Source organism: Dokdonella sp. GW821-FHT11D02, from assembly GCF_058808595.1.
This window is the reverse complement of sequence record NZ_CM179520.1, coordinates 3,235,445-3,260,025: the sequence shown is the minus strand read 5'-3', so window position 1 is coordinate 3,260,025 and position 24,581 is coordinate 3,235,445. Positions and strand designations below refer to the sequence as shown.

21 protein-coding genes and 1 riboswitch are annotated in these 24,581 nt (G+C 68.3%); of the genes, 15 read left to right on the top strand and 6 right to left on the bottom strand.

What is annotated here, in order from left to right:
* Window positions 1-119: 119 nt before the first annotated feature.
* Entirely contained in the window at window positions 120-1,601 is a 1,482-nt protein-coding gene (locus tag AC3QL3_RS13695; protein ID WP_492894492.1) for a tetratricopeptide repeat protein, read from the top strand.
* Window positions 1,602-1,736: 135 nt separating this feature from the next.
* Here the strand turns inward: AC3QL3_RS13695 and AC3QL3_RS13690 are convergent, their stop codons facing one another.
* The 3 genes from AC3QL3_RS13690 to AC3QL3_RS13680 all read right to left on the bottom strand — a co-directional run bounded on the left by AC3QL3_RS13690 (window position 1,737) and on the right by AC3QL3_RS13680 (window position 6,716).
* Complete coding sequence (locus AC3QL3_RS13690) at window positions 1,737-2,093, bottom strand: HU family DNA-binding protein (RefSeq protein ID WP_492894490.1); 357 nt, start codon at window positions 2,091-2,093, stop codon at window positions 1,737-1,739.
* A 262-nt stretch (window positions 2,094-2,355) separates the two neighbouring features.
* Window positions 2,356-5,988 carry a hypothetical protein gene (locus AC3QL3_RS13685; RefSeq protein ID WP_492894488.1) on the bottom strand — a complete coding sequence of 1,211 codons (3,633 nt, stop codon included), beginning with the start codon at window positions 5,986-5,988 and terminating at the stop codon, window positions 2,356-2,358.
* Between the two features lie 11 nt (window positions 5,989-5,999).
* Window positions 6,000-6,716, bottom strand: a complete 717-nt coding sequence (locus AC3QL3_RS13680) for a hypothetical protein (protein ID WP_492894486.1) — start codon at window positions 6,714-6,716, stop codon at window positions 6,000-6,002.
* Between the two features lie 237 nt (window positions 6,717-6,953).
* On the opposite strand from AC3QL3_RS13680, the gene AC3QL3_RS13675 reads away from it, so the two are divergent.
* A complete protein-coding gene (locus AC3QL3_RS13675) occupies window positions 6,954-7,595 on the top strand; it encodes a TetR family transcriptional regulator (protein WP_492894484.1) in 642 nt (213 codons plus the stop codon).
* A 94-nt stretch (window positions 7,596-7,689) separates the two neighbouring features.
* Here the strand turns inward: AC3QL3_RS13675 and AC3QL3_RS13670 are convergent, their stop codons facing one another.
* Together AC3QL3_RS13670 and AC3QL3_RS13665 are read right to left on the bottom strand one after the other, a co-directional pair.
* Entirely contained in the window at window positions 7,690-8,337 is a 648-nt protein-coding gene (locus tag AC3QL3_RS13670) for a Vgb family protein (protein WP_492894482.1), read from the bottom strand.
* 49 nt (window positions 8,338-8,386) lie between these two features.
* Complete coding sequence (locus AC3QL3_RS13665) at window positions 8,387-9,607, bottom strand: helix-turn-helix domain-containing protein (RefSeq protein WP_492894480.1); 1,221 nt, start codon at window positions 9,605-9,607, stop codon at window positions 8,387-8,389.
* 169 nt (window positions 9,608-9,776) lie between these two features.
* On the opposite strand from AC3QL3_RS13665, the gene AC3QL3_RS13660 reads away from it, so the two are divergent.
* From AC3QL3_RS13660 to katG, 9 genes are all read left to right on the top strand, one after another.
* Entirely contained in the window at window positions 9,777-10,577 is an 801-nt protein-coding gene (locus tag AC3QL3_RS13660; RefSeq protein WP_492894478.1) for a DUF899 domain-containing protein, read from the top strand.
* A complete protein-coding gene (locus AC3QL3_RS13655) occupies window positions 10,565-11,422 on the top strand; it encodes a copper chaperone (protein ID WP_492894476.1) in 858 nt (285 codons plus the stop codon). The genes AC3QL3_RS13660 and AC3QL3_RS13655 overlap by 13 nt, the downstream gene beginning before the upstream one ends.
* Window positions 11,423-11,501: 79 nt before the next feature.
* Window positions 11,502-11,732, top strand: a riboswitch (cobalamin riboswitch).
* Window positions 11,733-11,855: 123 nt separating this feature from the next.
* Window positions 11,856-13,379 (top strand): CoA-acylating methylmalonate-semialdehyde dehydrogenase, encoded by a 1,524-nt coding sequence (locus tag AC3QL3_RS13650; RefSeq protein WP_492894474.1) that lies wholly within the window; start codon window positions 11,856-11,858, stop codon window positions 13,377-13,379.
* An 11-nt stretch (window positions 13,380-13,390) separates the two neighbouring features.
* Window positions 13,391-14,569, top strand: a complete 1,179-nt coding sequence (locus tag AC3QL3_RS13645) for an acyl-CoA dehydrogenase family protein (RefSeq protein WP_492898933.1) — start codon at window positions 13,391-13,393, stop codon at window positions 14,567-14,569.
* Window positions 14,566-15,363, top strand: coding sequence for an enoyl-CoA hydratase (locus AC3QL3_RS13640; RefSeq protein ID WP_492894473.1), 798 nt, complete (start codon window positions 14,566-14,568; stop codon window positions 15,361-15,363). The genes AC3QL3_RS13645 and AC3QL3_RS13640 overlap by 4 nt, the downstream gene beginning before the upstream one ends.
* Complete coding sequence (locus tag AC3QL3_RS13635) at window positions 15,360-16,523, top strand: enoyl-CoA hydratase/isomerase family protein (protein ID WP_492894471.1); 1,164 nt, start codon at window positions 15,360-15,362, stop codon at window positions 16,521-16,523. The genes AC3QL3_RS13640 and AC3QL3_RS13635 overlap by 4 nt, the downstream gene beginning before the upstream one ends.
* Entirely contained in the window at window positions 16,520-17,410 is an 891-nt protein-coding gene (gene mmsB / locus AC3QL3_RS13630) for a 3-hydroxyisobutyrate dehydrogenase (protein WP_492894469.1), read from the top strand. The genes AC3QL3_RS13635 and mmsB overlap by 4 nt, the downstream gene beginning before the upstream one ends.
* Window positions 17,407-18,048 carry an epoxyqueuosine reductase QueH gene (locus AC3QL3_RS13625; RefSeq protein ID WP_492894467.1) on the top strand — a complete coding sequence of 214 codons (642 nt, stop codon included), beginning with the start codon at window positions 17,407-17,409 and terminating at the stop codon, window positions 18,046-18,048. Before mmsB ends, AC3QL3_RS13625 begins: the two co-directional genes overlap by 4 nt.
* Window positions 18,049-18,210: 162 nt before the next feature.
* Window positions 18,211-20,400: a catalase/peroxidase HPI gene (gene katG / locus AC3QL3_RS13620; protein ID WP_492894465.1), complete on the top strand. Its 2,190-nt coding sequence runs from the start codon at window positions 18,211-18,213 to the stop codon at window positions 20,398-20,400.
* Between the two features lie 74 nt (window positions 20,401-20,474).
* Here the strand turns inward: katG and ptsJ are convergent, their stop codons facing one another.
* Window positions 20,475-21,776, bottom strand: coding sequence for a MocR-like B6 salvage transcription factor PtsJ (ptsJ, locus tag AC3QL3_RS13615; protein WP_492894463.1), 1,302 nt, complete (start codon window positions 21,774-21,776; stop codon window positions 20,475-20,477).
* 122 nt (window positions 21,777-21,898) lie between these two features.
* Here ptsJ and AC3QL3_RS13610 point away from each other — a divergent pair, with 122 nt between their 5' ends.
* The 4 genes from AC3QL3_RS13610 to AC3QL3_RS13595 are packed head-to-tail and all read left to right on the top strand — an operon-like array spanning window position 21,899 to window position 24,510.
* The gene (locus AC3QL3_RS13610) at window positions 21,899-22,702 is read left to right on the top strand and encodes a YggS family pyridoxal phosphate-dependent enzyme (RefSeq protein WP_492898932.1); all 804 of its coding nucleotides are present in this window, start codon (window positions 21,899-21,901) and stop codon (window positions 22,700-22,702) included.
* Window positions 22,699-23,556 carry a pyridoxine/pyridoxal/pyridoxamine kinase gene (gene pdxK / locus AC3QL3_RS13605; RefSeq protein ID WP_492894461.1) on the top strand — a complete coding sequence of 286 codons (858 nt, stop codon included), beginning with the start codon at window positions 22,699-22,701 and terminating at the stop codon, window positions 23,554-23,556. The genes AC3QL3_RS13610 and pdxK overlap by 4 nt, the downstream gene beginning before the upstream one ends.
* Window positions 23,553-23,792 carry a hypothetical protein gene (locus AC3QL3_RS13600; RefSeq protein ID WP_492894459.1) on the top strand — a complete coding sequence of 80 codons (240 nt, stop codon included), beginning with the start codon at window positions 23,553-23,555 and terminating at the stop codon, window positions 23,790-23,792. The genes pdxK and AC3QL3_RS13600 overlap by 4 nt, the downstream gene beginning before the upstream one ends.
* Before the next feature lie 19 nt (window positions 23,793-23,811).
* Entirely contained in the window at window positions 23,812-24,510 is a 699-nt protein-coding gene (locus AC3QL3_RS13595; protein ID WP_492894457.1) for a glutamine amidotransferase, read from the top strand.
* Window positions 24,511-24,581 lie beyond the last annotated feature (71 nt).

Below are 24,581 nucleotides of genomic sequence, written 5' to 3'. Positions count from 1 at the left end.
GCGCTTCACGAGCGAGCGCAGCGGCGACGACCGCTGCGCTCGAGAACGATGGCGATCCTGCAGCAGCGCGCAGCTCGGCTGGTAGCATCGCCCACTCGTTTTCGCGCTCGTAGTCGCTCATGCCAGACGCCAGATTCGATTCGGCCCTGAACCTGCACCGTGCCGGCCGCTTGGACGAAGCGGAAGCCGGCTATCGCGCATGTCTGCGTGATGGCGTAGCGGAGGCCGCCTCTCCGCTGGCCGCACTGCTGCTGCAGCGCCAGCGCTATGACGAAGCTCTGCAACTGCTCGAACCGCTGGCGGCGGCTGCGCCCGAGAATGCAGACGTCGCCGCCAATCTGTCGATCGCGTTGCGCCAGCAGGGCCGGCTCGAGGAAGCGTTACAGGTGGCGCAGCGCGCGTGTGCGTCGGCGTCGGCGCCGATGGCGGCATGGAACGCTCTCGGCTTGAGTGCGCTCGATCTGGGACGGCTGGAAGAAGCGCTCGCCGCGTTCGATGCGGGTTTGCGTCTCGCGCCCGATCAGGTGGCGCTGCTGCTGCATCGCGCGCACGCGCTGCGGCGCTTGCAGCGCAACGAGGAGGCCGTCGCCGCGTATTCGCTCATCGTGCGCAGTCATCCGCGTGTGCCGGCGGCTTGGCGCGGACTGGCTCAAGTCCAGGCGGCTCTCGGACATGCCGAGGCCGCGCTGCACAGCTGGGAGCAGGCGCTGCAGCTCGCGCCGGGCGATCGTGACTTGGTGTTCGAGCACGCCGTTGCGCTGTTGCAGCTCGAACGCAATGCCGAAGCCGCGCAACGCTTGCAAGCGGCGCTGCGCGAGTGGCCCGACAACGCACAGGCTTGGATGTGGCTGGCGCTCGCGCAGCTGCATCTGGGCGAGTTGGAAACTGCGCGCCGTACGGTCGAGCGTGCGTTGGCTCTCGATCACGACGATGCCGGCATTCGTCACTTCCACGCGGCGATCCGCGGTGAAATTCCGGATGCCGTCGAGAGCGACTACATACGCGGCCTGTTCGACGATTTCGCGCAAAAGTTCGAAGACACTCTCACCGAAAGGCTGCACTACGCACTGCCTGCACGGCTGGTCGACTTCTTGCGCCGACATCGCGCCGAAGACGCCGACGACGTGCTTGATCTGGGTTGCGGTACCGGGCTCATGGCCGAACGACTGGCGCGCGCGGGTCGCCGCATCGACGGCGTGGATCTGTCCTCGCGCATGCTCGAGCGCGCTCGCGCCAAGCAGCTGTATCGCGAGCTGCACGCGGCGGAACTGACCGCATTTCTGCAGGCCAGCTCGGCCACCTGGGAGCTGATCGTCGCCGCGGACGTGTTCATCTACGTGGCCGATCTGCGAATCATCCATGCGGCTGCCTTCGCGCGGCTGTCGCGCGGCGGTTGCTACGCGTTCTCGATCGAGCGCAGTGCCGGCGGCGGCACGGAACTGTCGCCGGTGACCGGACGTTACGCTCACTCGCTCGACCAGGTCGGCCGAGAATTGAGCGCAGCCGGTTTCGTCGATCTCGTCAGCGAAGCGGTCGAACTGCGGATCGAATCGAATCAGCCGGTCGTCGGCGAATTGTTCTTGGCGCGGCGTCCGTCCTGATCGCATCGACACGATGGCGCGCGAGATCGTCGTCGTCGCGCGCGGCCGTCGCGCGCAAAAAAGAAACGTGCAAAAAGAAAAGGGGGATTGCCGTCGCTGCGGCAATACCCCCTTTTGCGCCGTTTCTAGTGTTGCTTACAGCGCGGCGTCCTTGAGCTTCTTCAGCGCGCGGATCTTGACCTTGACCGTCGCTTTCTTGGCTTCGAACCAGCGTTCCTGCTTGGTGAACGGATCGACGCCCTTGCGGCGCGGCTTCGCCGCCACGGCCTGTACCGTGATCTTCAACAGACCCGGCAACGTGAACTGACCGACGCCTTTCTTGTGGACAGCTCCAGCGACGACTTGCTCGAGCGCCTGCAGAACCGACTTCACGTCGCGCTTTTCAACACCACTATTGCTGGCGAGATGCTCGACCAGGCTACTCTTGGAGAGGGCTTCGGTTACGGGCTTGATGCGACTGCCGGATGTCGAGGTTTTCGATTGGGTTGCCATACGTTGGGACAGGGCTCCGTTGGTAGTGTGGATGGACGTCCCGTGCAGGCGTCGAGTGCATGGCGCAATCGACGCTTCGCCCCGGAGACAGGAGCATCATAGCGGCGTTGCGCGGGCATCGGAACGAGGGAACCCCCGGTTTTTTGCAGTAAATCACCGAGTCCGAGGCAAAAAAGCGCGGCAAACGCGCGTTAGGCGAGGGCGGCTCCGCGCCCCGGCTGCGAAAAACGCTCGCAGCCGAGGCGCAAAGCCGGGGCGCAACCTACTTGGTCCGCATCAGCGCGGTGGTGATCGGCGCGGTCGGCGAAGCGCCGCCTTGGGTCAGCCCAATGTTCGCGCTCTGGCCGGCCGCCACGCCGAAGCGCGCGTAGCGCGTGCCGCCGCCGCGCGAGAGCACGAAGTTCAACGGCACACCGTCGCCGAGCGGATTGACCGTCAGCGGAAAGCCGCCGAGGCCGCCGTAGACCGAGCGGAAATTCCAGCTCGGCAGGGTGTAGCGCGGGTCCACGGCGATGCCGGCGTCGTCGGTGTAGAACGCGACCAGGAAATCACGCATCCACTCGTTCGGATCGACCCCCAACACCGTCTGCAGGTTGGCGATGCCCGTTTGCGTGGTGTTGACCAGCGCATTGAACAGCGCGGCATCGCCGGTGTTCTTGCGGTCGATCGCATAGCGCAGGAAGGCGTAGACGTTGGAGAAGTTCGGCGCGGTCACGTCGTGGAACCCGGTCGACAGCGGCTGCTGGCGGAACGGTCCCAGGCGCATGTTGCCGTTGGTGCCGTTCAATTGCAGGAAGTAGGTCCGCATCGAACCGTACATCGGATTCTGGTACGTGTTGAAGTCGGCCACGCGCACCGATGCATTCGGTCCGGTGGTCAGGTTCGTCAGCGCGATGTTGCTGCGCGGAGTCAAGCCGACCGACGCGTTGAAGAACGCCAGTTCCTGTCCCGACCATGCCAGTCCTTCGTCCAGCCATTGCTCTTCCAGCGGCGCGGCGCCGTTGAAGTAGAGGCGGCGCGAGGCGTTGATGAGGTGCTCGAAGTTGTGCACCAGGGTCGGGCCGGCGTTGCCGTAAGTGAACGACACCGTGCGCACGTTGCTGTTCACCGCGCCGGTCGGGTCGGGCACCATCATGTAGAGCATTTCGGCTTGGTTGCTGCCGGGGCAGCTGGCCGCCGCGAACAGATCGCGTTGCTGGAACAGCCCGGTGGCGATGGCGCTGCTCGCCGGCGGCGACAGCTCGTTCAGCTTCTTGGTGAAGAACACGATCACGCCGCCGTTGCCGTCGACGTCGCTGAGCGCGCCGAACATGCCGGTGTAGGTATTCATCATGCCGGTCTTGAGCTGGCCGGAGAGCATGCCGCTGCCGGGCGCTGTGGCGCCGGGCGGGCTTTGTACGAACGAATCGATGATGGCCTGGAAATCGGCGGTGACGAAACCGCCCACGACCGGCGGCTGCCAGACGCCGCTGCCCGGTGCGGTCTCGACCACTTCCTGCACCGCGTACAGCACCTGCTGGCCGGCTGACTGCGGCGTGGTGATGGCTTCGACGCGTCCCTTGCGTATGTCCGGCGTGGCGCCGCAGCCGCCGACCGAGGCGTTCAGATCGATCAACTGGCCGACGGTCAGCGGTCCGGCGTTGAGGCCGTTGCGATGCACCAGCGACGACGCCTCGATGACGTGGCCGGGCGGGAACGCCGAGGCCGCTTCGGCCGGGTGGTAGTCGACGTCGAAGCTTTCGCTCGGCGTCGCCAACGGCGCCAGCGGCGAAGGCGGTGTCGGCGCGATCGGCGTCGGCGGTCCGGTCACGGCGACCACGTTGGTGCCGGTGAGGCTCAAGGTGACATCGTTGGTCGGATCGATGTTGATCGGCAGATAGGTGAACTCGGCGCCGGCGCCGTCGGTGTTGAGGACGCAGAAGTCGGCGCCGCCCGGCATCTGGTCGAGCACGACCTGGCCCACCGTGAGCGCGATGCAAGCGGACACCGCGAAACTCTGCTGTGCCTGCGGCGCGGCGTTCCAGTTCGCATCGCCGGCCTGGTTCGCGTCGATCACGCAGGTACCGCTGCCGACGAAGCTCACCGAGCTGCCGGAAATCGTGCAGACGCTGCTCGCGCTGGCATCGATCGAGAACGTCACCGGCAGGCCCGAGGTCGCCGTGGCGGTGACGGTGTAGGACGCGCCGCCGATGTGGGCGTCAGCCGGCGGGGTCGAGCTGAAGCTGATGGTCTGACTGCCCTTGCCGACGAGGAAGCTCTGCTGCGCCTGCGGCGCGGGGTTCCAGTTCGCATCGCCAGCCTGGTTCGCGTCGATCACGCAGGTGCCGGCGCTTTGGAAGCTGACGTCGGCGCCTGCGATCGAGCACACCGCGCTGGCGCTGGCGTCGATCGAGAAGGTCACCGGCAGACCCGAGGTCGCGTTGGCGCTGACGGTGTAGGTCGCGCCGGCGACGACCGCCGCGGCCGGCGCGGTGGAGGTGAACGCGATCGTCTGCGCGCCGGGTCCGACCGCGAAGCTCTGCTGGATTTGCGCCGCCGGATTCCAGTTCGCATCGCCGGCCTGGTTCGCGTCGATCACGCAGGTGCCGGCACTCTGGAAGGTCACCACGTCGCCCGCGATCGAACAAACGGAGGCAGCAGCGGCGTCGATCGAGAACGTCACCGGCAGACCCGAGGTCGCCGTGGCGGCGACGGTGTAGGTCGCACCGGCGACGGCGGCGCCAGCCGGCGCGGTCGAGGTGAACGCGATCGTCTGGCTGCCGGCGCCGATGGCGAACGACTGCTGCACGCGCGGCGCCGGATTGTAGTTGGCGTCACCGGCCTGGTCGGCGTCGATCACGCAGGTGCCGACGCCGTGGAAGCTGACGCTCGCGCCGGCGATCGAGCAGACCGCGCTCGCGCTCGGATCGACCGTGAACGCGACGGCGAGGCCGGACGAGGCGGTTGCCACGACCGTATAGGGTGTGCCGCCGACGACGGCGGCGACCGGAGCTGTGCTGGTGAAGCTGATCGTTTGGCTGCCCTTGCCGACGACGAAACTCTGCTGCACTTGCGGTGCAACGTCATAGGTCGCATCGCCGGCCTGGTTGGCGTCGATCACGCAGGTGCCGGCGCCGTGGAAGCTCACGTTGGCGCCTGCGATCGAGCAGACCGCGCTCGCGCTCGGATCGATCGTGAAGGCGACCGCGAGACCGGACGTGGCGGTCGCTGCGACCGTGTAAGGCGCGCCGCCGACCACCGCCGCCGCCGGCGCGGTGCTGGTGAAGCTGATCGTCTGCGCGGTCTTGCCGACGGCGAAACTCTGCTGCGCCTGCGGCGCGGCGTTCCAGTTCGCATCGCCGGCCTGATTCGCGTCGATCGTGCAGGTGCCCACGCCGATCAAGCTCACCGTCGAGCCGGCCAAGGTGCACACCGCAGCGGACGCGGCATCGATCGACAGCGTCACGGCGAGTCCGGAACTCGCGCTCGCCGCGACTGTGTAAGGCGGATCGCCCAACTGCGCGCCGTTCGGCGCGGTCGAGGTGAAAGTGATGGTCTGGTTGCCCGGCGCGATCTCGAGCGCGTAGGTGCGTCCTCCGCTGCAGCCGTTGGCGTCGGTGGCGGTGACGGTGGTCAGGAAATGCCCGGCCTGCGTCGGCGTGCCGGCGAGGGTGGCATTGGTGCTGTCGACCGCGCTCATGCTGAGGCCGGCCGGAATACCGCTGGTGATGGCGAAGTCGTACGGCAGGGTGCCGGCGCCGCTGGCGCTCAGCGCCTGGCTGTAAGCAGCGCCGACACTGCCGGCGGGCAGTGCGGTGTCGGGCGCGATGGTGGTGGTGAGGCAGGCCGCGCGTGCGTCGAGCGTGGTCGCGACCAGCACCGCGAGGGCGAGCGAGGGCAGCAATCGGTTGGTCATGGTGCGCGCCCTCACTCGACGTAAAACTGCATCAGCTCGACCGGCGTGGTGTCGTTCAACACCAGCACGAAATGGTCGAGATGAATCGGATAGCTCGCTTGCGACGGCGCCGCAGCGGTGCGGCGCAGATAGCCGCGGATTTCCGCGCTGCCGGCGTTCACCGGCGCGCCGGCGGGCACGAAGCTGTTGTCGCTGAGGCCGTACCAGGCCGCGTCCGCTGCGGTGCCCGGCACGATCGTCTGGCCTTGGCTACCGCCGCTGATGAAGCCGCTGCAACCGGGATTGGTGAACAGGCGGATTTCCACCGTCGCGCTCAGGCTGCCGTCGTCGGCGGTCGTCTCCGGCACCTGGAAGCTCATGCCGTAGTTGACGAAATGGATCAGGGTCGCGCTGCTGAAGTCGACGCATTGCGCCATGCCGGCGGCTGCGTTGGCGACCGAGCCGGCCGCCTGCAACTCGATCCGGGCCGAGCCGGACAAGCTGCTGTTGTTAAGGTCGGGACTGGCCACCCACACCGGCGCGGCACCGCTGCCGGCCGGATCGGGTGCCACGGAGACGAACGCCTGCCACGGCGGCAGCTGCGTATCGAGATTCGCGTTCGGAACGATGGTCTGCGCGAGCGCCGGCGCGGTCGCGAACAGCAGCGAGACCGCGCACAGCGCAGCGATACGCTGCGCACGCGGCATCGCCATACCTCGGCCGTGCAGGCGAGGAGAGCGGATGATCATGATTTTCCCCTGTAGAACGTAAAACGGCATCGAACGGCTTCCCCGCGAAGACGATCGAGCGCCTTCAGTGTATTACATCGTCGTGAAGCGGACGTGGCGGTGGCGAAGCCGGGGTAGTTTTCCACAGATTCTGTTTTTACATTCGCACCTTTACATGCGAACGCTTACATTCACGTACGCGCCGAGCCGTCGCCGCGGGCGTGCATACGTCGGCGATTGCCGCCGAGCGGAGAGATTTTGAAGGCCGATCCGACCGAAACACGCTGGCCGCCGGCCGAATTCGCAGCCTTGCCCGACGGCAAGCGGCGCCTGATCGAAGCCGCCATGCGCCTGGGCGCGCGCGAAGGGACCGAGCTGTCCTCGCTCGGCCTGCGCGAGCTCGCGCGCGAGGCCGGCCTCAACCACAACACCTTCTACCGCCATTTCCGCGACCTCGACGAACTCGGCCGCACCGCGGCCGAGCTGGTGGCCGCGCACCTGATGGCGAAGCTTAAGGAAATTCCGCTCAAGGCCAGACGCGACGCCGACGTCACCGTCGACACGGTCGACTACTTCCTCGATTTCGTGCGCGACCACAGCGAAATCATCATCGTCGGCTTGCGCGAACTGCACAGCAAGGATTCGCCGATGCGCCCGATCCTGCAGCAGGCGGTCGAGGACATCGCCGCCGATCGCGCCGAGCAGATCGTCGGCAGGCAGCTGGCGGCCGGGCTGGATCGCGCCTCGCTGCTGCAGGCGACGCGCGCGATCACTTATTACTTGTTTTACCGCGCGCTCGATTACATCGAATTTCCAGAGCGACACGGCGACATTCGCGCCGACATCGTCGGTTTCGTGCGGGCGCAGTTCATCGGTTATGCGGGTGATGCGAGGGAGTGAGGCGTCACTCCGATTGCCTTCGCCTCAACCCTCTCCCGCAAGCGGGAGAAGGAGAGTCCGATAGTCGGGGCGCTCGGTGAATCGGCGTCGCGACTCAAGCCTTGGCAGCGCGACGCGGACGCCGAATCGCGGTCAGCTTGCCGCTTCCGCCGCCGCCGCAAAAGAAGCGCTCGCCGCCATCGGATTCGAGCCCGGAGACGCCATGGTTGGCCGGCATATCGAGCACTTCCAAGACTTCGCCGGAGGCCGGATCGATGCGGCGCACGTCGCTCTGCTCGCCTTCCCAGGTTCCGTGCCAGAGTTCGCCGTCGACCCAGCTGACGCCGGTGACGAAGCGGTTGGACTGGATCGTGCGCAGCACCGCACCGGTGTCGGGATCGATCTGGTGGATCTTGCGTTCACGATACTGACCCACCCACAGCGAGCCTTCGGCCCAAGCCAGGCCCGAGTCGCCGCCAGCGCCGGGCGCCGGAATCGTGGCGAGTACGCGGCCGCTGTGCGGATCGATCTTCTGAATGCGGTCCTCGGCGATCTGGAACAGATGGCGGCCGTCGAACGCGGTGCCGGCGTGCGCGGCGACTTCGATCGAGCGCTGCGTTTCGCCGCTGTCGGGGTCGAGCGCGTTGAGGCGATCGCCGCTGGCGAACCAGACGTGGCGACCGTCGTAGCTGACGCCGTGCACTTTCTCGATGTCGGTGAAGGGGCCGTATTCGCGGATGATTTCGGCGTTGGATCGTTGCATGGTGGTGCTCCGTAGGTGATGGGTCCTAAGTGGTAGGACGGAATTCATCCTAGTCGCCGTGCAGAGGAGCTGGGAGTAACAAGGTCGTCGCGAATCCCGGCAGCGGCGCACTCAGCCAGCGGCGCGCCCGTGCGCGCCCGAACCAGCGCACCTTGCCGGTGTCGGCGAGCGTATCGAGTGCGCGTTGCACGCTGCGCTGGCTGGCGCCGAGCGCGAGCGCCAGCGCCGAACTCGACCAGGCCTCGCCGTCGGCGAGGAAGGCGAGCACGGTCGCGTGCACGTCTTCGAGCGGCGGCGCCAGCACGGCGACTTCGCGTGCCGCCCGCGGCGCCAGCACGAAGCCGCGCGCGGTTGCATGGATGTCGGCGCAGCCGCGCAAGCAGCGGCGCAGCCGCCCGATCTCCACCCGCAATCGCGCGCGATAGGACTCGTCGATGCGTTTGACGCGGAACGCGCGCTCGACCAAGACCTCGCGCGTGACCTCGGCCGGCCAGGCTTCGCCGAGCGCGCGCGCGAGCGCGAACAGCACCGGGCGCGTGGTAAGCGTCGTGACCTGGCCGCCGGCGCGCACGGCGCGGCGGCAGGCGTCGACGACGAAGGCTTCGGAGGCGAGCAAGTCCTCGACTTGATCGAGCCGCAACAATCGCGCTTCGCCGTGCGCGAGCCGGCGCGCTGCCGGCGTGTCCAAGGCGAGTGCGAGCTGTTCGACTTCCGCCATCAGCGCCGGAATACCGGCCGCGCGTGCCGCCTGCGCTGCACGCACGAGTGCATTGCGCGCGGCACGCGTGCGCAGGCGGCGCAGCGCGATGCCGGCGGCGACCAGCTCGTGCGTGGCTTGCAGGGCGAACGGCAGCGGCGCCGGATCGAGCGCGGCGAGCTTGCCTTCGGCGTCGTCGAGACGGCCGATCAGCAACAGACGCCGGATGTCGAGGTAACGCGCCTGTGCCGCGTTGATGCGGTCGCCGTGCGCATCGAGCACGGCACGCGCGGCATCGAGCGATCGGACCGGCCAGGCGAGGTCGCGCGCGGCGAGCGCGACTTCCGCCTCGGCGACCACACAACGCGCACGCGCCAGCGCCTCCTTCGCGCCGAACGCGCGCGCCGCGCCGCGCAGCAAGACTTTCGCGCGCGCCAAATCGCCCAGTTGCGCCATCGCGATGCCGCGCAGCGCCAGCGCCGGTGCATCCTCGCGCAAGGCGACGCGCTTGAGCGCGCCGAGCGGATCGCCGGCGGCGAGCGCCCGCGCGGCGGCGTTGATCAGCGAATCCATGCGGACCGATTCGGTTCGTTCATCGCGGCCGCGCCGGTCTCGATCCCGCCTCTCTCAATCGCGCCACAGATGTCACTCCCCCCGCGTCGGCGTCCGCCTCTAGTCTGGTTCGCACCGCCTCGACGGCGCCGGCCATCACCGGCGCGAGGCCACCGACGGAGAGCATACGATGACGACGCAAACGACTGTGAGCCGCGACGCCTGGCTGGCCGCCCGGCGCGAACTCTTGCAAGCGGAGAAAGAACACACGCGGCGCGGCGACGAGCTGGCGCGGCAGCGCCGCGCGCTGCCGCGGCTGCGCATCGACAAGCCGTACCGCTTCCACACCGAGCAGGGCGAGGCCACGCTGGCCGACCTGTTCCGCGGGCGCTCGCAGCTTCTGATCTACCACTTCATGTTCGGCCCGGACTATCGCGCCGGCTGCCCGTCCTGTACCGCGATCGCCGACGGCTTCGACGGCTTCGTCGCGCATCTGGCTCATCACGACGTCACCCTGATGGCGGTGTCACGGGCGCCGCTGCCGCAGCTTCTGGCCTACCGGCAGCGCATGGGCTGGAGTTTCCCGTGGGCGTCTTCCGCCGACAGCGAGTTCAACTTCGATTTCCAAGTCTCCTTCACTCCATCGCAGCAAAGCGAGCGCGGCATCGAATACAACTTCGAACGCGAGCCGCCGATGCCGTGGAACCCCGAACAGGCAGGCGGCGGCGCCGCCGCCGAGGACGCGTTCGCCGCGATGTGCGGCGTGGATCGCGCCGTTTATCTGCGCGAGCGGCCGGGCATGAGCGCGTTCGTGCTCGAAGACGGCGTCGTGCAGCACACCTATTCGACCTACGCGCGCGGACTCGACGGCCTCTGGGGCATGTACCAATGGCTCGACCGCGCGCCGCTCGGACGCAACGAGAGCGGCATCTGGTGGCGGCGTCGCGACGAGTACGAGAAGGCCACGGGCGTCGCGCCGTGTTGCGGCTGAACGCAGCGATGGCGGCCGGCGCGGCGATCGCGTCGCCGCGCGCGGCAGCACAAGCCGGATGCGTGCGCCGCGATGCGGACGTTTTCTGCGCAGCCTGCGCATTCGTCTTCGTCCTCGCCGTCGCACTGACGTTGCACGCCACAGCGACGATGGCGGCGATGGGCGAGCAGCCGATGCACGGCGGTTGGACTCTGACGGCGATGTGGCAGCCGATGTGCGGCCAAGCTTGGCTCGATGCCGCCGTCGGCTTCCTCGCTGCGTGGACGGCGATGGCGATCGCGATGATGCTGCCGACGCTGGCGCCGATGCTGCTGCGCTATCGCATAGCGCTGTTGCGGCGCGGCCATGCAAACGCGGATCGCTATGTCGTCTTGGCCGCTGCCGGCTACTTCTTCGTCTGGGTCGTAGCCGGGCTTGCCGTGTTCGTGCTCGGAGCCGCGTTGGTGCAAGCGCTGTTGCAATACGCGGCGCTGGCCCGCGCGGCGCCGATCGCGGCCGGCGCGCTCGTGCTCGCCGCAGGCGCGGTGCAGCGCTCCGCTTGGAAACGGCGCCGGCTGCGCGATTGCCGTCGCGCAGCGGCCTGCGAATACGGCGTACCGGCCGGCGCCGCGGCCGCCGGTATCTACGGCCTGCGCCTCGGCCTGCATTGCCTGCGCAGCTGCGCCAATCTGAACGCGATCCTGCTCGTCGTCGGCATGATGAACCCGTGCGTGCTGGCGCTGGTCACCGCCGCCATCTTGGGCGAGCGTCTGTCGGCGGACGGCGCGCGCATCGCGCAATTGAGCGGAGCGCTCGCGATCGTCGTCGGCGCATTCTTGTTCGCCCGCGCCGTCGCCACGTTCTGATCTCAGTGCATCGACACCGCCGCGCGCAGATACGTCCGCGCACGGACCGGCGGCGCTTGTTCGTGCAGCGCCGCACGCCTACACTGCGCGGGCTTCAGGTGTCTCGCGCTACGGCGCGAGGTGAAACGGGAAGCCGGTAAGAGAAGTGTCTGCGATCGTCCGCGATCGCGCTTTTCAAGGCCGGCGCTGCCCCCGCAACGGTAGGCGAGAAAACCCGACAGTCATCCACTGCGTTCGCGCGGGAAGGAGTCGGGCGGATGCGCAAGCATCGCTCGCGAGCCCGGAGACCGGCCTGAGCGGACATCGTCACGATGTCCCACTCGGGTGTTGCGGTGGGCAACCCGGCGAGCCGATCTGCGCGCCGTGTCGCCCCGATCGTTTCGTCCTGCCTCCGCATCCCCGCCACGCGGGTGAGCGTTACGGAGACAGGACCATGAACGAGTTGCACCGCGTCGCGACCGAAGTCGCGACGGTCAAGCTTCTGATCGACGGCGAGTTCGTCGAATCCCGCAGCACGCAATGGCGCGAGGTCGTCAATCCGGCGACCCAGGCCGTACTCGCGCGTGTGCCGTTCGCGACCGCGGAGGAAGTCGACGCCGCCGTCGCCGCCGCGCAGCGCGCATTCAAGAGCTGGCGCAAGACGCCGATCGGCGCGCGCGCACGCATCTTCCTCAAATACCAGCAGCTGATCCGCGAGCACATGCGCGAACTCGCCGCGATCCTGACCGCCGAGCAGGGCAAGACCCTGCCCGATGCGGAAGGCGACGTGTTCCGCGGCCTCGAAGTGGTCGAGCACGCGGCCGCGATCGGCAACCTGCAGCTCGGCGAGCTCGCCAACAACGTCGCCGGCGGCGTCGATACGTACACGATCCTGCAGCCGCTCGGCGTCTGCGCCGGCATCACGCCGTTCAACTTCCCGGCGATGATCCCGCTGTGGATGTTCCCGATGGCGATCGCCACCGGCAACACCTTCGTGCTGAAGCCGTCCGAGCAGGACCCGCTGGTGACGATGCGTCTGGTGGAACTCGCGCTCGAGGCCGGCATTCCGAAGGGCGTGCTCAACGTCGTCCACGGCGGCGCCGAAGTGGTCGACGCGATCTGCGATCACGCCGACATCAAAGCGGTTTCGTTCGTCGGCTCGACCAAGGTCGGCACCCACGTCTACCAGCGCGCGTCGCTCGCCGGCAAGCGCGTGCAATGCATGATGGGCGCGAAGAACCACGCCGTCGTGCTGCCCGACGCGAACAAGGAGCAGACCCTCAACGCGATGGTCGGCGCCGCGTTCGGCGCGGCCGGGCAGCGCTGCATGGCGGCCAGCACCGCGGTGCTGGTCGGCGAGGCGCGTTCGTGGGTCGCCGACCTCGTCGCCAAGGCGCGCACGCTCAAGGTCAATGGCGGCACCGAAGCGGGCACCGACGTGGGACCGGTGATCTCGTGCGCGGCGCGCGAACGCATCGAGGGCCTGATCGCCGCCGGCGTGGAGCAGGGCGCCACGCTCGAACTCGACGGCCGCCAGCCGCAGGTGGCCGGTTACGAGCAAGGCAATTTCGTCGGTCCGACCGTGTTCTCCGGGGTCAAGCCCGGCATGCGCATCTACGACGAAGAGATCTTCGGCCCGGTGCTGGTGCTGCTCGGCGCCGACACGCTGGACGAAGCGATCGCGCTGGTCAACGCGAATCCGAACGGCAACGGCACCGCGATCTTCACCCAGTCGGGCGCCGCCGCGCGCAAGTTCCAAGAGGACATCGACGTCGGTCAGGTCGGCATCAACGTGCCGATTCCGGTGCCGGTGCCGCTGTTCTCCTTCACCGGCTCGCGTGCGTCCAAGCTCGGCGATCTTGGCCCGTACGGCAAGCAGGTCGTCACCTTCTACACGCAGACCAAGACCGTCACCGCGCGCTGGTTCGACGACGAAACGCTCGGCCACGGCGTCAACACGACGATCAGCCTGAAGTGATGGCCGCCGTCATGGACATGCATGCGCTGGTGCAAAGCGGTGCCGGCCTCAGCGAAGAACAGCTCGCATTCCGCGAAGCCGCGCGCGATTTCGCGCAGGCCGAACTCGCGCCGCACGCGGCACGCTGGGACGCCGAAGCGGAATTTCCGCGCGAGGCGATTCGCAAGGCCGGCGAACTCGGCTTCTGCGGGATGTACGTCGACGAAGCGGCCGGCGGCGGCGGCTTGAGCCGGCTCGACGCCGCGGTCGTGTTCGAAGAACTTGCTGCGGTCGATCCGTCGACCGCCGCCTTCATCAGCATCCACAACATGGCGACCTGGATGTTGACCGCACACGCGCGGCCGGCCTTACGCGATTCCTGGGGTCCCGCGCTCGCCGGCGGCGCCAAGCTCGCGTCGTACTGTCTGACCGAACCAGGCGCCGGTTCCGACGCCGCCTCGCTGCGCACGCGCGCCGTGCGCGAGGGCGAGGAGTACGTGCTCGACGGCAGCAAGGCCTTCATCTCCGGCGCCGGTGCCACCGACATGCTGGTGGTGATGGCGCGCAGCGGCGGCGACGGCCCGCGCGGCATCAGCGCGTTCGCGGTGCCGGCCGACACACCCGGCATCCGCTACGGACGCAAGGAAGACAAGCTCGGCTGGAACAGTCAGCCCACGCGCGGCGTCAGCTTCGACCAGGTGCGCGTGCCGGCGGTGAACCTGCTCGGCAACGAGGGCGAGGGCTTCCGCATCGCGATGAAAGGACTCGACGGCGGCCGCATCAACATCGCCGCCTGTTCGCTCGGCGCCGCGCAAGGCGCACTCGACGCCGCGCGCCGCTACCTCGGCGAGCGGCGCCAGTTCGGCAAGAAGCTGGCCGAGTTCCAGGCATTGCAGTTCAAGCTGGCCGACATGGCGACCGAGCTGGTCGCCGCGCGGCAGATGGTGCACACGGCGGCACGCAAGCTCGACGCGCGCAGCTCCGATGCCACCGTCTGGTGCGCGATGGCCAAGCGCTTCGCCACCGATATGGGGTTTTCCGTCTGCAACGAGGCGCTGCAGCTGCACGGCGGCAACGGCTACATCCGCGAGTATCCGATCGAGCGCTTGCTGCGCGATTGCCGCGTGCACCAGATTCTCGAGGGCACCAACGAAATCATGCGCGTGATCGTCGCGCGCCATCTGTTGAACACCGAAGAGGAGTTGCGATGAGCAACCTAGTCGAAAAAACCTGGACCGGGCTCGCGCTCGAGATCGACGGCCATACCGCCGTCGTCACCCTGAGCAACCCGCCGGCCAATACCTGGACGCGCGACAGCCTTCAGTCCTTGCGCGACCTGGTGCGCGCACTCGACGCCGAACGCGACATCTACGCCCTGGTCGTCACCGGCGAGGGCGAGAAGTTCTTCAGCGCCGGCGCCGATCTGAAGCAATTCGCCGACGGCGACAAGGCGCTCGCGCGCGAGGCGGCGCGCCGCTTCGGCGAAGCGTTCGAAGCGCTCAGCGCGTTCCGCGGCGTCAGCATCGCGGCGATCAACGGCTACGCCATGGGCGGCGGTCTCGAATGCGCGCTCGCCTGCGACCTGCGCATTGCGGAGGAGCAGGCGCAGCTGGCGCTGCCGGAAGCGACGGTGGGTCTGTTGCCCTGCGCCGGCGGTACGCAGAACCTGCCGCGCCTGGTCGGCGAGGGCTGGGCCAAGCGCATGATCCTGCTCGGCGAGCGCATCGACGCGGCTACGGCTCAGCGTATCGGCCTGGTCGAAGAAGTGGTGCCGAAGGGTGAGGCGAAGGCGCGCGCGCTGGCCTGGGCTAAGCAGGCCGAGAAGCAGAGTCCGGTCAGCGTCGCGGCGTGCAAGCGTCTGGTCCAGGCGACGCGCACGCAGACGCACGCGAGCGCGCTGGTGGCCGAGCGCGAGAGCTTCGTCGACTTGTTCGACAGCCTCGATCAGCGCGAAGGCGTCGCCGCGTTTCTGGGCAAGCGCGCCGCGCAATGGAACAACGCATGACCGCGGATCTCGCTGCGCCGGTGCTGTTCGAGGAACGCATCGCGCGCGCCGGCAAGCGCATCGGTTTCGCGACTCTGAACGCGCCGGCGACTTTGAACGGCCTCTCGCTCGAGATGGCGCGCCGGCTCGACGCGCAACTCGCCCGTTGGGCCGACGACGCCGCCATCGCGCTGGTCGTGCTGCAAGGTGCCGGCGAAAAAGCGTTCTGCGCCGGCGGCGATCTGCAGGCGCTCTACCGCAGCATGCTCGAGCATCGCAGCAGCAATGACGAAGACATTCGCGCCAATTCTTACGCCGCCGATTTCTTCTCGACCGAATACCGGCTCGACTACCGCATCCACACCTACGCCAAGCCGCTCCTGTGCTGGGGCCACGGCATCGTCATGGGCGGCGGCATCGGCCTGATGGCCGGCGCCGGTCAGCGCGTCGTCACCGAACGCTCCAAGCTCGCCTTCCCGGAAATCACGGTCGGCCTGTATCCCGACGTCGGCGGCAGCTGGCTGCTTCATCGCGTGCCCGATCGCGGCGGCTTGTTCCTCGCCCTGACCGGCGCGCCGCTCGATGCGGGCGACGCGATCCATGCGGGTCTCGCCGATCACTACGTGCCGCAGGCGATGTACGACACGCTGCGCGACGCGCTGCTCGATGCGTACTGGAGCGGCGAGGCGGCGGCCGATCGCAAGCGCCTCGGTGAGATTCTGACCCTGCACGCGCAGACGCCGGCCGAAGGTCCGCTGCAGCGTCATCGCGCGCTGATCGCTGCGACCTGCGCGCACGATTCGCTGCCAGCGATCGCACAGGCGATCGCGACGCTGGACGCTTCCGACGCCTGGCTCGCCAACGCACAGAAGACCTTCGCCAGCGGCGCGCCCGGTTCGGCGCGGCTCGCGTTCGAGTTGGCGCGGCGCGCCGCATCGCTGTCGCTGGCCGACACCTTCCGCCTCGAATACCTCGTTTCGCTGCACTGCGCGGCGCACGGCGATTTCGCCGAAGGCATCCGCGCGCTCCTGATCGACAAGGACCGCCAGCCGCGCTGGAACCCGGCCAGCCTGGACGCCGCCACATCGGCTTGGGCCGAAACCTTCTTCACCGCGCCGTGGCCGGCCGACGCGCATCCGTTGGCCGATCTCGGCCGGTCCGCACAGGAGACACACGCATGAGTCGCATCGCCTTCATCGGCCTTGGCAACATGGGCGGCCCGATGGCCGCGAACCTGCTCAAGGCCGGTCATGCCGTGCGTGCCTTCGATCTGTCCGCCGCCGCGCTGCAAGCCGCGGTCGCGGCCGGTGCCGACGCCGCGGCGAGCGCGGCCGATGCGGTCGCCGATGCCGAAATCGTCGTCTCGATGCTGCCGGCGAGTCGCCACGTCGAGAGCTTGTATCTCGGCGAAGGCGGTCTGCTCGCACGCATCGCCGACGGCGCGCTGATCGTCGACTGCAGCACGATCGCGCCGGCGACCGCGCGCAACGTGGCCGCCGCGGCCGCCGCGCGCGGCTTGGCCATGCTCGATGCACCGGTTTCCGGCGGCACCGCCGGTGCGGCCGCCGGCACGCTGACCTTCATCGTCGGTGGCGACGCGGCGGCGCTCGAGCGCGCGCGTCCGCTGCTTGCGGCGATGGGCAAGAACGTTTTCCACATGGGCGGCGCCGGCGCCGGTCAGGTCGCCAAGCTGTGCAACAACATGGCGCTCGGCGTGATCATGGCCGCCACCGGCGAGGCGATCGCGCTCGGTGTCGCACACGGACTCGACGCGAAGACGCTGTCGCAGATGATGGCGGTCAGCACCAGCCGCAGCTGGGCCACCGAGGTCTGCAATCCGTGGCCGGGCGTGTTGGAGAACGCGCCGGCCTCGCGCGGCTACAGCGGCGGCTTCGGCAACGATCTGATGCTCAAAGACCTCGGCCTCGCCGCCGAAGCCGCGCTCGGCAGCGGTGCGGCGATTCCGCTGGGCGAATTGGCGCGCAACCTGTATGCGATGAACAGCCGCCGCGGCAACGGCGGGCTCGACTTCTCCAGCGTGGTCAAGCTGGTGGCGAGCGAGACATGAGCACGACGCGCGCGAAGCTGAGCTTGCCCGGCGGTGGCAAGCTGCTCTTGCACTCCTGCTGCGCGCCGTGTTCGGGCGAGTTGATGGAGGCGTTCCTCGAATCGGGCATCGACTACACGATCTTCTTCTACAACCCCAACATCCATCCGCAGAAAGAATACGAGCTGCGCAAGGAAGAAAACGTGCGCTTCGCGCGCCAGCACGGCGTGCCGTTCGTCGACGCCGACTACGACACCGACAACTGGTTCGCGCGCGCCAAGGGCATGGAGAACGAGCCCGAGCGCGGCATCCGCTGCACGATGTGCTTCGACATGCGCTTCGAGCGCAGCGCCTTGTACGCGCACGAGCACGGCTTTTCGACCATGACCAGTTCGCTCGGCATCTCGCGCTGGAAGAACATGGCGCAGATCGACGACTGCGGCCATCGCGCGGTCGCTGCTTACGAAGGGCTGCGCTACTGGGACTACAACTGGCGCAAGGGCGGCGGCAGCCAGCGCATGATCGAGATCAGCAAACGCGAGCGCTTCTACCAGCAGGAATACTGCGGCTGCGTGTATTCGCTGCGCGACAGCAACCGCCATCGGCGCGAGCAGGGGCGCGAGCGCATTCGCATCGGCATCACCTACTACGGCGATTGAGCGCGGAGATCGACACGCGTCCGTTGCGCGCGACACGCGTCTGTCGCGAGCGCGTCATCGATCTATCGCCGCTATGGGAGTCATCGAAAAGAACGATTTGATCTATCAGCGCTAGAATTCCAGACTGCACCTCACGGTCGACTGCACAGCCAGAGGTGAGCCATGTCCAACGAAGCGAAGTGTCCTTTCCACAGCTCCTCCAGCGGTACCACCAACCGAGACTGGTGGCCGAACCGGCTCAATCTCGAAGTTCTGCACCGACACACGGCGAAAGCCGATCCGATGGGCGCGGATTTCGACTACGCCGAGGCTTTCAAGAGCCTCGACCTGGCCGCGGTGAAGAAAGACCTGCTCGCCGTGATGACCGATTCGCAGGAGTGGTGGCCGGCCGACTTCGGCCACTACGGACCCTTGTTCATCCGCATGGCCTGGCACAGCGCCGGCACCTATCGCATCGCCGACGGCCGCGGCGGTGCCGGCTCCGGCCAGCAGCGCTTCGCGCCGTTGAACAGCTGGCCCGACAACGTCAGCTTGGACAAGGCGCGCCGCCTGATCTGGCCGGTCAAGCAGAAGTACGGGCGCAACATCTCGTGGGCCGACCTGATCGTCCTCACCGGCAACGTCGCGCTGGAATCGATGGGCTTCAAGACCTTCGGCTTCGCCGGCGGACGCGAGGACGCGTGGGAGGCGGATGACGTCTACTGGGGCTCGGAGAAGATCTGGCTCGAACTGAGCGGCGGTCCGAACAGCCGCTACTCCGGCGATCGCGAGCTGGAAAGTCCTCTCGCGGCCGTGCAGATGGGCCTGATCTACGTCAATCCGCAGGGCCCGGACGGCAATCCCGATCCGGTCGCCGCGGCGCGCGACATCCGCGACACTTTTGCGCGCATGGCGATGGACGACGAGGAAACCGTCGCGCTGATCGCCGGCGGCCACAGCTTCGGCAAGACGCACGGCGCGGCACCCGAGTCGCACGTCGGCGCGGATCCCGAGTCCGCCGGTCTCGAAACGCAGGGGTTCGGCTGGAGCAACAGCTTCGGCAGCGGCAGCGGCCGCGACGCGATCACCAGCGGACTGGAAGTCACCTGGACTTCGACGCCGACGAAGTGGGGTTACGACTTCTTCGAGAACCTGTTCGGCTTCGAATGGGAATTGAGCAAGAGCCCGGCCGGCGCGCACCAGTGGGTGGCCAAGAACGGCGCCGGTGCCGGCACGATTCCCGATGCGTACGATTCGTCCAAGCGTCACGCACCGACGATGCTGACGACCGACTTGTCGCTGCGTTTCGATCCCGCCTACGAAAAGATCTCGCGCCGCTTCCTCGCCAACCCCGACCAGTTCGCCGACGCGTTCGCGCGCGCCTGGTTCAAGCTGACCCATCGCGACATGGGGCCGCGCGCGCGCTATCTCGGCCCGGAAGTGCCGGCCGAAGCGCTGCTCTGGCAGGACCCGGTTCCTGCGCTCGATCACGCACTGGTCGACGAGAAAGACATCGCGGCGCTGAAGAGCAAGCTGCTCGCGTCCGGGTTGAGCGTGGCGCAACTGGTCTCGACCGCGTGGGCGTCGGCGTCGACCTTCCGCAGCTCCGACAAACGCGGCGGTGCGAACGGCGCGCGCATTCGTCTGGCGCCGCAAAAGGATTGGGAGGTCAACCAACCGCAGCAGCTGGCCCAGGTGTTGAAGACGCTCGAAGCCGTCCGCGCCGACTTCAACGCCGCGCAGTCGGGCGGCAAGAAGATCTCGCTGGCGGATCTGATCGTGCTGGGCGGCGGTGCCGCGATCGAGCAGGCGGCGAAGAACGCCGGCCACACGCTGACGGTGCCGTTCGCGCCCGGTCGCACCGACGCCTCGGCCGAGCAGACCGACGCGCATTCCTTCAACGTGCTCGAACCGGTCGCCGACGGTTTCCGCAACTATCTCAAGACTCAGTACAGCGTGCCGGCCGAGGTCCTTTTGGTCGACAAGGCGCAGCTCCTGAGCTTGAGCGCACCGGAGATGACCGTGCTGGTCGGAGGCCTGCGCGTGCTCGGCGCCAACGCCGGCGGCAGCTCGCACGGCGTGTTCACCGCGCGCCCGCAGACCTTGAGCAACGACTTCTTCGTCAACCTGCTCGACATGGGCACGACGTGGAAACCCGTTTCCGCCGACAACGACGTGTTCGAAGGGCGCGATCGCAAGAGCGGCGAACGCAAGTGGACCGGCACGCGCGTCGATCTGGTGTTCGGTTCGCACGCGCAGCTGCGCGCGCTGGCCGAGGTTTACGGCAGCAGCGACGCACAAGAGAAGTTCCTGCGTGACTTCGTCGCGGCGTGGACCAAGGTGATGAACCTCGATCGCTACGATCTCGCCTGATCGCGTCTTGCTTGATCGTATTGGGCCGGGTCCGCACGGGCCCGGCCGCGGCGGCCACAGCGACAAACGCCCGATCAGCGGCGATCGAGCACCCCGCGCAAGGCGCGTGCGAACGCACGCGCCTTGCGCGCATCCAGGGTCGAGATCGTCACGCGCAAGCCGCGCGCCGGCCGCGCAACTCCGAAACATTCGCCGCCGCGCAAAAGCCAGCCGTGCTGCGCCATCGCCGCCGCGACGGCGCCGCCGTCCTCAGGCAGCGGCAGCCATAGATTGAGGCCGTCGGCCGGCGCGCCGACCGCGATGTCCTGCTCGGCCAAGGCCGCGGCCAATAGCTGCCGACGTCGCGCATAGCGCACTCGCGCCTGTGCGATCTGCCGCCGCACGTTCGCCGACGACAGGCAGGCGCCGACGACGTCCTGCAGCAGATGGCTGATCCAGTGCGTGCCGCGCGCGAGGCGCAGTCGCAGCCGCCGCGACGTCTCCGCGTCGCTGGCGACGAAGGCCACGCGCAGATCAGGGCCGAGCATCTTCGACACCGAACGCACCAGCGCCCAATGCTGCGTCGTCGGCGGAATCAGGTCGTGATAGGGGCTGTCGGCGAGCTGCCAGAAATGATCGTCGACGATCACCAGCACGTGCGGATGACGCGCCAGCACGGCGCGCAGCCGGCGTGCGCGCGTTGCGCTCAGGCTGGCGCCGGTCGGGTTGTGCGCGCGCGGCGTGATCACGACCGCGCGCGCGCCGCGCGCCAGCGCGGCTTCGAGCGCGTCGGCGCGCATGCCATGAGCGTCGAGCGCCACGTCGACAGGGGTGTAGCCGGCCACGCGCAGCGTGTTGACGCTGCTGATGAAGCAGGGGTCTTCCAAGGCCACCGCATCGCCGGCGACCAGATGCGCCGCGAGCAGGCGTTCGAGCGCATCGACCGATCCGTGCGTGAGATCGATTTCGAACGGTCTGCGGCAATCGTCTTGCAGCTGCCTGCGCGCGATCGCTTCCAACTGCGGATCGACCGGCGCCTCACCGTACAGCCGCTGGCGTGCCGGCATCGCCGCCAGTGCCGCCGACAGATCGGGCAGGCAGGCCGGGTCGGGATTGCCGCTGCCGAGATCTTCGAGCGGCGAGCCGGCGACGAAGCCTTCCTGCGCCGCCGTGTCCGGCGGCCTGCGAATGACGGTGCCGCGACGGCCGTGGCCGATCACGATGCCGGCCGCGGCCAGACGTTTGTACGCGGTCGACACCGTATTGCGATTGACGCCGAGCTCGGCGGCCAGCTCGCGCACGGTCGGCAGCGCCTCGCCCTCGCTCAGCCGGCCCGCTCGCAGCAGCGCGCGGATGCTGTCGACGATCTGCGCGGCGCTGCTTCCGGCGATCTCCATCGCGCACCAAGCCATGTTAGAGTTTGGCCTAGGACAATAGCACAAGCGCTGGCGCCGCCGTTCCGCGCCGCCGCCGCATCGAGGTTCCAACGGTGATTGCCGATCCCGACCCCGCCGCTCCCATTCCTGCCACCGCCGCACAGACCCAGCACGAGCAGCACGGTCGTTGGGAGCGCGCCGAAACGGTGGAAGATTTCCGCCGCCATCTGGCCGCGGTGCAGGCGCGCATCGACGCCGCCTGCGCACGCGTCGGGCGCGATCCGCGCGATGTGCGCCTGCTGCCGGTCAGCAAGACCGTCGACGAGGCGCGCATCCGCCTGTCCTATGCCGCCGGCTGCCGCCAGCTCGGCGAGAACAAGGTGCAAGAGGCGTATCGCAAGAGCGAGGCGCTGGCGGATCTGAGCGACCTGCGCTGGTCGGTGATCGGCCATCTGCAAACCAACAAGGCCAAGCTGGTCGCGCGCTTCGCCGCCGAATTCCAGGCGCTCGACAACCTGCGCGTGGCCGCTGCGCTGGAGCAGCGCCTGCAAGCCGAAGGGCGCGCGCTCGACGTCTTCGTGCAGGTCAACACCTCAGGCGAAGCGAGCAAGTACGGCCTGGCGCCGGAGGAAGTCGCCGCGTTTCTGCGCGCGCTGCCCGCGTTTTCGGCGCTGCGCGTACGCGGCTTGATGACCCTGGCCGTGTTCTCGGCCGAAGCCGAACGCGTGCGCCGATGCTTCGTGCGGCTGCGCGAGGTGCGCGACCGCCTGCGCCAGGACGCCCCGGCCGGCATCGGCCTCGACGAGCTGTCGATGGGCATGTCGGGCGACTACGAAATCGCGATCGAGGAGGGCGCCACGGTCGTGCGCGTCGGTCAAGCGATCTACGGCGCGCGCGCACTGCCCGACGCCCACTACTGGCCGGCTGCCGGCGAGGAATCGGTATGACCAACGCTGCCGCACAACCGCTTTCGATCGACGTGGTATCGGTGCAATCGCAAGTCGTCTACGGCCGCGTCGGCAACAACGTCGCGATGCCGACCTTGCAGCGCTTCGGCCTCAGCGCCGCCGCCGTGCCCACGGTCGTACTCAGCAACACGCCGCACTATCCGAGCGTCCACGGCGGCGCCATCCCGCTCGACTGGTTCGCCGGCTACCTCGACGATCTGACCGCGCGCGGCGGCCTGCGCCGCCTGCGCGGCATCGTCAGCGGTTATCTCGGCTCGCCCGAGCAAGCCGCCGTCCTCGCGCGTTGGATTGCGCGCACGCTGGAAACGTCGCGCGAGTTGCGCGTGCTGGTCGATCCGGTGATCGGTGACCACGACAGCGGTATCTACGTCGATCCGGCCCTGATCGCGGCGTACCGCGAGCATCTGCTGCCGCTGGCCGACGGCTTGACGCCGAACGGCTTCGAGTTGGAGTTGTTGAGCGGACGGCCGTCGACCGACGCCGACGGCGTCGTCGCCGCCGCGCGCAGCTTGCTGCGCGGCCGCACGCGCTGGGTGATCGTGACCAGCGCCAATCCCGCCGCGTGGGAAGACGGCCGCATGCAGATCGCGGTGGTCAGCCGCGACGAGGCGCAGTGGCTGACCCACCCGCGCCTCGACATCGCGCCGAAGGGCACCGGCGATGTGTTCAGCGCCGCGATGCTCGGCGGCTTGCTGCACGGCGCTTCCGTGTTCGAAGCCGCAGCGGCGGCGAGCGAGGCCGTGGTGGCGGCGCTGCGTCTGACGCAACGCGCCGGCTGCGCCGAACTGCTGTTGCCCGAATCGCCGCTGGTCGCCTCAGGCCACAGCGCATGAGCGCCTACCGCCTGGTCATTCATCGCGGCGATCGGCTGCTCGGGCATTTCGAATCCGACACGCCGTGGGCACGGCAAGCGGTGGATGAGATCGCCGCACGCTTGAGCGAAGACGACGGTTACCGGCTGGAACTCTGGTTCGCCGACGGCGAGAAGCGCGTGCTCGAAAGCACGCCGGCGGGCCTGCGCGCGCTGAGTTGCGAGCGGCTGTTCAAGCCGCTGCCGCCGGAATCGTGAACCTGCGCGGGAGAGGCGGATGAAGACCCTGGTCGCCTTGCGGCATCTGGCGTTCGAAGATCTCGGCTTGCTCGCACCGATCCTGCAAGAGCGCGGCTGGCGCATCCACTATTACGACGTCGGCGTCGATCCCTTGTGGACGCTGGATCTGGATCGGGTCGATCTGCTGATCGTCCTCGGCGGTCCGATCGGCGCGGAGGAGGACGAGCGCTATCCGTTCCTGACCGATGAAGTGGAATTGGTGCGCGCGCGGCTCGCCGCGCGCCGGCCGCTGCTCGGCATCTGTCTCGGCGCACAGCTGATCGCACGCGCGCTCGGTGCGCGCGTGCAGCCGATGGGCTACAAGGAAATCGGCTACGCGCCGCTGCGCTTGAGCGCCGCCGGACTCGATTCGCCGCTGGCCGCGGTAGCCGAGCAGCCGGTTCTGCATTGGCACGGCGACCGCTTCGAGCTGCCGCCCGGCATCGCGAGTCTCGCCGGCACGCCGCTCTGCGCGAACCAGGCTTTTCAGATCGAGCGGCACGCGATGGCCTGGCAATTCCATCTCGAAGTCGACGCCGCGCGCATCGAGCAGTGGCTGATCGGGCACGCTGCCGAACTCGCGCAGGCGCAGGTGTCGACGCAGCGCTTGCGCGAGGACGCGCAACGTCACGGCGCCGCTTTGCGGCGCGTGCTGGAGCAAGTCGTCACGCGCTGGCTGGAGGGATGGCCGCGCTGAGCTTCGCCTTCGTGCGGGAACGCGACGATGGGCGGCGTCCGTCGCGCGAGACGCGAATCTCGCACGACGAA

Coding starts and splice junctions, on each gene's coding strand:
- AC3QL3_RS13695 (WP_492894492.1), top strand. CDS start 120: ATGCCAGACGCCAGATTCGATTCGGCCCTGAACCTGCACCGTGCCGGC.
- AC3QL3_RS13690 (WP_492894490.1), bottom strand. CDS start 2,093: ATGGCAACCCAATCGAAAACCTCGACATCCGGCAGTCGCATCAAGCCC.
- AC3QL3_RS13685 (WP_492894488.1), bottom strand. CDS start 5,988: ATGACCAACCGATTGCTGCCCTCGCTCGCCCTCGCGGTGCTGGTCGCG.
- AC3QL3_RS13680 (WP_492894486.1), bottom strand. CDS start 6,716: ATGATCATCCGCTCTCCTCGCCTGCACGGCCGAGGTATGGCGATGCCG.
- AC3QL3_RS13670 (WP_492894482.1), bottom strand. CDS start 8,337: ATGCAACGATCCAACGCCGAAATCATCCGCGAATACGGCCCCTTCACC.
- AC3QL3_RS13665 (WP_492894480.1), bottom strand. CDS start 9,607: ATGGATTCGCTGATCAACGCCGCCGCGCGGGCGCTCGCCGCCGGCGAT.
- AC3QL3_RS13660 (WP_492894478.1), top strand. CDS start 9,777: ATGACGACGCAAACGACTGTGAGCCGCGACGCCTGGCTGGCCGCCCGG.
- AC3QL3_RS13650 (WP_492894474.1), top strand. CDS start 11,856: ATGAACGAGTTGCACCGCGTCGCGACCGAAGTCGCGACGGTCAAGCTT.
- AC3QL3_RS13645 (WP_492898933.1), top strand. CDS start 13,391: ATGGACATGCATGCGCTGGTGCAAAGCGGTGCCGGCCTCAGCGAAGAA.
- AC3QL3_RS13640 (WP_492894473.1), top strand. CDS start 14,566: ATGAGCAACCTAGTCGAAAAAACCTGGACCGGGCTCGCGCTCGAGATC.
- AC3QL3_RS13635 (WP_492894471.1), top strand. CDS start 15,360: ATGACCGCGGATCTCGCTGCGCCGGTGCTGTTCGAGGAACGCATCGCG.
- mmsB (WP_492894469.1), top strand. CDS start 16,520: ATGAGTCGCATCGCCTTCATCGGCCTTGGCAACATGGGCGGCCCGATG.
- AC3QL3_RS13625 (WP_492894467.1), top strand. CDS start 17,407: ATGAGCACGACGCGCGCGAAGCTGAGCTTGCCCGGCGGTGGCAAGCTG.
- katG (WP_492894465.1), top strand. CDS start 18,211: ATGTCCAACGAAGCGAAGTGTCCTTTCCACAGCTCCTCCAGCGGTACC.
- ptsJ (WP_492894463.1), bottom strand. CDS start 21,776: ATGGAGATCGCCGGAAGCAGCGCCGCGCAGATCGTCGACAGCATCCGC.
- pdxK (WP_492894461.1), top strand. CDS start 22,699: ATGACCAACGCTGCCGCACAACCGCTTTCGATCGACGTGGTATCGGTG.
- AC3QL3_RS13600 (WP_492894459.1), top strand. CDS start 23,553: ATGAGCGCCTACCGCCTGGTCATTCATCGCGGCGATCGGCTGCTCGGG.
- AC3QL3_RS13595 (WP_492894457.1), top strand. CDS start 23,812: ATGAAGACCCTGGTCGCCTTGCGGCATCTGGCGTTCGAAGATCTCGGC.